Origin of the sequence: Streptomyces sp. NTH33 (genome assembly GCF_003236365.1) — a bacterium.
Classification (GTDB): domain Bacteria; phylum Actinomycetota; class Actinomycetes; order Streptomycetales; family Streptomycetaceae; genus Streptomyces.
In genome coordinates this window covers 1-4,287 of the sequence record NZ_POTZ01000536.1, presented here as the reverse complement: position 1 = coordinate 4,287, position 4,287 = coordinate 1, and the positions used below count along the sequence as shown (strand labels likewise).

General features: G+C 74.7%; 4 protein-coding genes and 1 pseudogene. 3 read left to right on the top strand and 2 right to left on the bottom strand.

Features of this window, described 5'->3' with window-relative positions; translation table 11 throughout:
* Positions 1-69: 69 nt before the first annotated feature.
* Positions 70-627 (bottom strand): annotated as a pseudogene (locus C1I97_RS32340) (hypothetical protein); the annotation flags it as partial.
* Positions 628-825: 198 nt separating this feature from the next.
* On the opposite strand from C1I97_RS32340, the gene C1I97_RS32335 reads away from it, so the two are divergent.
* The 3 genes from C1I97_RS32335 to C1I97_RS32325 are packed head-to-tail and all read left to right on the top strand — an operon-like array spanning position 826 to position 3,725.
* On the top strand, positions 826-1,740 hold the full coding sequence (locus C1I97_RS32335; protein ID WP_111006600.1) for a Nif3-like dinuclear metal center hexameric protein: 915 nt from the start codon (positions 826-828) through the stop codon (positions 1,738-1,740).
* Positions 1,737-2,480: a zinc ribbon domain-containing protein gene (locus C1I97_RS32330; RefSeq protein WP_111006599.1), complete on the top strand. Its 744-nt coding sequence runs from the start codon at positions 1,737-1,739 to the stop codon at positions 2,478-2,480. The genes C1I97_RS32335 and C1I97_RS32330 overlap by 4 nt, the downstream gene beginning before the upstream one ends.
* Before the next feature lie 12 nt (positions 2,481-2,492).
* Positions 2,493-3,725 (top strand): bifunctional RNase H/acid phosphatase, encoded by a 1,233-nt coding sequence (locus tag C1I97_RS32325; RefSeq protein ID WP_111006598.1) that lies wholly within the window; start codon positions 2,493-2,495, stop codon positions 3,723-3,725.
* Here C1I97_RS32325 and eda read toward each other — a convergent pair.
* Positions 3,700-4,287, bottom strand: a 588-nt coding sequence (eda, locus tag C1I97_RS32320; RefSeq protein WP_111006597.1) for a bifunctional 4-hydroxy-2-oxoglutarate aldolase/2-dehydro-3-deoxy-phosphogluconate aldolase, incomplete at its 5' end; no start/stop codon positions are given. The genes C1I97_RS32325 and eda overlap by 26 nt on opposite strands.

The window sequence follows — 4,287 nt, the reverse complement described above, 5'->3', positions numbered from 1 at the left end:
TGGTGCACGCGGCCTCCGGGGTGATCGTGTCCGCGTAGGTCCGCAGCCGGTCGTCGCCGTCCACCTCGATGCGCAGGTCCTCGCCCCGGGCCGCGAAGACCTGGTCGTTGAGCAGCCGGTAGCGCGGTCCAGCCAGACCCCGCCCGAGCAGCGGCCCGGCACCTCGGCCAGCTGCTCGGGCCCGCGGGCGCCGCCCGCCACCAGCCACACCGCCGTGGAGCGCGGGCCCACGGCGAGCGCGTACGCTCGCTCGCCGCCCGGCGCCGGGGGCAGCAGCCGCAGCCGGGCCTCCTTCGCGCACTCGAGGGCGCCGAGCGGCAGTTCGCCGGTACCGGGGCCGGTCGGGTACAGCAGCGAGAAGGCGTGCCGGCCGGCCACCAGCCGCCGGACGAGGACCCGGCCGTCGCCCATCGGCTGCACCTCCGTGCCGGGCTCCTCGGGCTGGTTGCCGGGCAGCGGCACCGCGTACGGCTCGGGGCCGTCCAGGGTCCACCGCTCGGGGTACCAGGAGTCGCCGCTGCGTGCGAGCCGGGCGGCGTAGGCGCCGTCCGCCGTGATCGTGCAGCCCGCCCGCGGGGCACCGTCGCCCTCGTCGGCCGCCGAAGGCTCGACAACACACGTTGTCATTGTTCGGTCACCTCCTGTGAGGACGGTAGTTTTCGTATGCACAGGCGGCGGACCGGTGGGCGGCGGCTTCACACGTACGGGTGGCCCAGGAACGATTCGCCTGAGGAAACCGGGGCCGGTGTGCTCGGCGGACGCGGTCCCGGAGGGAGGCGGCGGCAGCGGTTCAGCCGCGGCGAACACCCAGGTAGCCTTGCACCCGTGCCCCTTCTGTCTGATGTCATCGCCGCGCTGGAGAACCTGTGGCCCGCCGAGCGGGCCGAGTCCTGGGACGCGGTCGGCACCGTCGTGGGCGACCCCGACCAGGAGGTCGGCCGGGTGCTGTTCGCCGTCGACCCGGTGCAGGAGATCGTCGACGAGGCGGTGAAGCTGGGCGCCGACCTGCTGGTCACCCACCACCCGCTGTACCTGCGCGGCACGACGACCGTGGCGGCCTCCACCTTCAAGGGCCGTGTGGTGCACACCCTCATCAAGAACGACATCGCCCTGCACGTGGCCCACACCAACGCCGACACCGCCGACCCGGGCGTCTCCGACGCGCTGGCCGGGGCGCTGGACCTGCGGGTCGTACGCCCCCTGGTGCCGGACCCCACCGACCCGAACGGCTGCCGGGGCCTGGGCCGGGTCTGCGAACTGGACCACCCGCTGACCGTGCGCGAGTTCGCCGCCCGCGCCGCCGAGCGGCTGCCCGCCACCGCGCAGGGCATCCGGGTGGCCGGCGACCCCGAGGCACAGGTCCGCACGGTCGCCGTCAGCGGCGGCTCCGGCGACAGCCTCTTCGACGCCGTACGGGCCGCCGGCGTCGACGCCTTCCTCACCGCGGACCTGCGCCACCACCCGGCGTCGGAGTTCACGGCGGATCGCGCCCACAGTCCGATCGCGCTGCTCGACGCGGCGCACTGGGCCACCGAGTGGCCCTGGTGCGAGCTGGCCGCCGCCCAGCTCGACGAGATCTCCGACCGGCACGGATGGGGTCTGCGCGTCCACGTCTCCAAGACGGTCACCGACCCCTGGACCGCCCACGCGGCGTCCGCCCGCCCGTCGCCCGCCGCCACCCTTCCGGGGAGCGCTTCGCGCGCCCCTTCCTCCACTAGTGACACGGGAGCCCCCAACTGAACGCCGCGCCCGCCGACCAGATCCGACTCCTCGACGTCCAGGGCCTCGACGTCCGCCTGCAGCAGCTCGCGCACAAGCGGAAGTCCCTGCCGGAGCACGCCGAGATCGAGTCGCTGAGCAAAGATCTGTCCCAGCTGCGCGACCTGCTCGTGGCCGCGCAGACCGAGGAGAGCGACTGCGCCCGTGAGCAGACCAAGGCCGAGCAGGACGTGGACCAGGTGCGCAAGCGCGCCGCGCGCGACCAGCAGCGCCTGGACTCCGGCGCGATCACCTCGCCCAAGGACCTGACGAACCTCCAGCACGAGATCGCCTCGCTCGCCAAGCGGCAGGGCGACCTGGAGGACGTCGTCCTGGAGGTCATGGAGCGCCGCGAGTCCGCGCAGGAGCGGGTCACCGAGCTGACCGGGCGCGTCGCCTCCGTCCAGGCCAAGGTCGACGACGCGACCGCGCGCCGGGACGCGGCCCTCGCCGGGATCGACGGCGAGGTGGCGTCCGTGACGAAGGAGCGCGAGGTCGTCGCCGCCGCCGTCCCCGCGGACCTGCTGAAGCTCTACGACAAGCTGTGCGCGCAGCAGGGCGGCATCGGCGCGGCCAAGCTGTACCAGCGCACCTGCCAGGGCTGCCGCCAGGAGCTCGCCATCACCGAGCTGGGCGAGATCCGCGCGGCGGCGCCCGACACGGTCGTACGCTGCGAGAACTGCCGCCGCATCCTGGTGCGCACCGCCGAGTCGGGTCTGTAAGGGGCGGCCGGCGTGCGGGAGTTCATAGTCGAGGCCGACGGCGGGTCGCGGGGCAACCCGGGGCCCGCGGGCTACGGCGCGGTGGTGCTCGACGCGGCGACGGGGGAACCCCTGGCGAGGACCGCGGAGTACCTGGGGGCCGTCACCAACAACGTCGCCGAGTACCGCGGCCTGCTGGCCGGCCTGCGCGCCGCGCACGCCCTGGACCCCTCGGCGAGGGTCCACGTCCGCATGGACTCCAAGCTGGTCGTCGAGCAGATGTCGGGCCGCTGGAAGATCAAGCACCCGGATCTGAAACCGCTGGCGACTCTGGCCGCCCGGGTGTTCCCGCCCGGACAGGTGACGTACGAGTGGATCCCGCGCGAGCGGAACAAGCACGCCGACCGCCTGGCCAACGAGGCGATGGACGCGGGGGCGCGGGGTGAGGAGTGGTCGGCTTCGGCGCCGGCGTCCACCGCGTCTCCGGACACCGCCGCACAGGCCGGTGCCGATGTCCGGACCGGTGCCGATGTCCGGGCCGATGCTGGTGTCGATGTCCAGGCCGGTGCCGGTGCCCGGACCGATGCCGATGTCCGGGCCGCGCAGACCGTCGCGTCGCCCGGCTGGGGGCCCGCCGACCTCGGGGCGCCGGCCACCTTCGTGCTGCTGCGGCACGGGGAGACGCCGCTGACGCCGCAGAAGCGTTTCTCGGGCAGTGGCGGCACCGACCCGTCGCTGTCCGGCGTGGGTCTGGAGCAGGCCGAGCGGGCCGCCGCGGCGCTGGCCCGGCGCGGCACGATCCAGGCCGTCGTCTCCTCGCCGCTCACCCGCACCCGCCAGACCGCCGCTGTCGTCGCCACCCGCCTCGGCCTCGACGTCATCGTGGAGGAGGGGCTGCGCGAGACCCACTTCGGCGCCTGGGAGGGGCTCACGTTCGGCGAGGTGAGCGAGCGCTACCCGGACGACCTGAACGCCTGGCTGACCTCCCCGCACGCCGAACCCACCGGCGGCGGCGAGAGCTTCGCGACCACCGCGACCCGTATCGCCGCCACCCGCGACAGGCTGGTCGCGGCCCACGCGGGCCGTACGGTCCTGCTGGTCACCCACGTCACCCCGATCAAGACGTTCGTCCAGCTGGCCCTCGGCGCCCCGCCGGAGTCCCTGTTCCGCATGGAGCTGTCGGCGGCGTCGCTGTCGGCGGTGGCGTACTACGCGGACGGCAACGCGAGCGTCCGCCTGTTCAACGACACGTCCCACCTGCGCTGAGCGCCGCCGCCGCGCGGGCCAGCCGCTCGACCCGGGCCCAGTCCCGGGCGGCCACCGCGTCCGCGGGAACCATCCAACTGCCGCCCACACAGCCGACGTTGGGCAGCGCCAGATACTCGGGCGCACTGTCGGGCCCGATGCCGCCGGTGGGACAGAAGCGGGCCTGGGGGAGGGGACCGTACAGCGCCTTCAGATACGCGGTGCCGCCGGCCGCCCGCGCCGGGAAGAACTTCATCTCCCGCACCCCGCGCTCCAGCAGCGCCATGACCTCGGACACCGTGGACACCCCGGGCAGGAACGGCACCCCGGACGCCCGCATGGCCTCCAGCAGCACGCCGGTCCAGCCGGGGCTCACCAGGAACCGCGCCCCCGCCGCCACACTCTCCGCCACCTGCGCCGGCGTGACGACCGTACCGGTCCCCACCACCGCCTCCGGCACCGCACCGGCGACGGCCCGGACCGCGTCGAGCCCGGCCGGCGTCCGCAGCGTCACCTCGACCGCGGGCAGCCCGCCGGCCACCAGGGCCCGCGCCAGCGGTACGGCGTCGGCGGCGTCCTCGAC